This is a genomic window from Pararhodobacter sp. SW119 (assembly GCF_017811755.1).
Taxonomy (GTDB): domain Bacteria; phylum Pseudomonadota; class Alphaproteobacteria; order Rhodobacterales; family Rhodobacteraceae; genus Pararhodobacter.
The window spans coordinates 1-1,892 of record NZ_JADDJF010000138.1 but is presented as its reverse complement, the minus strand read 5'-3'; the positions used below and the strand labels follow the sequence as shown (position 1 = coordinate 1,892).

Annotated in this window: 2 protein-coding genes; both read right to left on the bottom strand. The window is 63.7% G+C overall.

The window, feature by feature from the left end:
* Positions 1 to 247: 247 nt before the first annotated feature.
* Entirely contained in the window at positions 248 to 658 is a 411-nt protein-coding gene (locus tag IM708_RS20870; RefSeq protein ID WP_209428472.1) for a hypothetical protein, read from the bottom strand.
* A gap of 248 nt (positions 659 to 906) precedes the next feature.
* Positions 907 to 1,308 carry a YccF domain-containing protein gene (locus IM708_RS20865; protein WP_209428471.1) on the bottom strand — a complete coding sequence of 134 codons (402 nt, stop codon included), beginning with the start codon at positions 1,306 to 1,308 and terminating at the stop codon, positions 907 to 909.
* Positions 1,309 to 1,892: the final 584 nt, after the last annotated feature.

Here is a 1,892-nt window from a genome sequence, read left to right as displayed (position 1 = left end):
TGTTCTGCAAGGCGACTGTGGTGCTTTCATGTCGGACCAACAAGACCGTCGTTCCGTAGCCTTTCAAAGGCCCGATTATCTTCACAATCGTCATTGGCTGTCGTTCGATGCGCGCGTTCAAGCGCTTATCCTGGACTTCATTGGCGATAGCGTTGGCCATTCTGCCAGATGAATTTGGTTACAGCGCCGTCTCCGAACATCCCAATTATACACGAGAAAAAGCAAGCGATCGAAACCGTATGAACGATCACTTCCGCGGTTCGCCCTCACCGCGCCCCTTCATTCCACGCACAGGTGGGAAGCGATCCACAATGGTGCGGGCAAGCGCGGCCTGGTGGCTGACGCCGGTCTTGCCATAAAACGACTTCAGATGTGTTAGCGCCGTGTTGAGGCTGACGCCGAGGCTCCTCGTCACGAAACCGACTCCGCAGCCCATCGCGACAAGCCGCGCGACTTCGGCCTCGGTCACTGACAGGCCCAGCCCCTCCTCCAGAATGTCCGGACCGGGGAGCGCGGAGGGGCCGACCGGATCGGTAAGAAACAGTGTCGCCGCAGCGATGCGCCCACCCGCCGAGACCGCTGCCCCGGCCGGCGGCGCCCACCACGGATCATGGACCTGGCCTTTCACCGGGAACGCGCGGCGCGGCGCGGCGGTCATCGAGGGAGGCGCGCTCCGAGGAACGTGGGGCAAGATCCACGCTGTGCCAAGTCTTTCCGGAACCCTTGTTCCGGCTAAGCGACCTTTGGAGCGAGCTATTCCTTACGATAGTCCCATCACACGTGGTTCCCGCGCCCGGGCAGCAGCATTTCTGGAAAGAATGCGCCCTCATTTCGTTCCGGCAGCGATCATCGCCGGGAAGGCGCATGCCATGCGGCGTGCAACGGGCGGGATGCGGGGCGCCGGCTCTATCGGCGCGGCACCACGGTGCGTCCCACCGGCCAGAGCGCGAAGCCGGCAAGCTTCAGATGCGCCCAGGCGAAGGGGATGCCGATGATCGTCACGGCCATCGCGACGGCGCTGATCAGGTGTCCCAGCGCCAGCCACCAGCCGGCGAGCACGAGCCAAATGATGTTGCCAATAAAACCCAGCGGGCCGGTGCCAAGGTCCGAGCGGCCGAACGCGACGTCGCGGCTTTCGGCGCGGTTGCCGAAGGGCATGAGCGTGTAGGCTGCGGTGTTCAGTGCCGAGCGCGCCCAAGGCAAGCCAATGATCGAAATCGCCATGATGACAGCGGCCAGCAGCCAGCCCAGCGCCATCCAGATCCCGCCGAGGACCAGCCAGAGAATGTTGAGGATGATTGAGAGCATGTCAAGCGAACCCCGCAGTCGCAATCCGGTTCCCCCGGCACGACGGCGCCGGCCAGTTGCTCTCACCCATCCCTGTCGCCACAGATCCCTGCCGCTCGAGCGCCCAGTGCGCCGCGCGGCGACCGCGCAGCGCGCGCTCTTCAGTCTCAAGACGGGCGCGCAGCCGCGCCAGCCAGGCCGCCCCCTGAGCGCTGAGGCTGCGCGGGCCGCCCAAGAGAAAATCGCCTCAGCAGATTTGAACGCGCTAAGCGCAGAAATCATCCGCGCGACGTTTCCCCAAGCCCTCCTGCCGCTCGACCGCACCCTCGATCGACTACGAGCCTGCGCCTCTGCTGATCGGATTTGTGCTCGGCCCGATGCAGGAGGAGAATTTCCGAAGGACGGTGCTGTTTTCGCGCGGAGATTACTCGGTCTTCGTCACGCAGCCAGTCAGCGCGGCGCTGCTGGGATTGGCAGCACTGCTTCTGGTCTGGGCCGTTAAGCCGACCACACTCGCGCCTTTTGCTGTCGGCCACGTCCGTCCGCGTTAGAAATGGGTGCTGCTGCACCCTCGATCATGGTCGATACAAGAACTACCTAAGATT

Bases quoted from the DNA above. Each gene is read 5' to 3' on its own strand.
- IM708_RS20870 (WP_209428472.1), bottom strand. From the start codon at position 658: ATGACCGCCGCGCCGCGCCGCGCGTTCCCGGTGAAAGGCCAGGTCCAT.
- IM708_RS20865 (WP_209428471.1), bottom strand. From the start codon at position 1,308: ATGCTCTCAATCATCCTCAACATTCTCTGGCTGGTCCTCGGCGGGATC.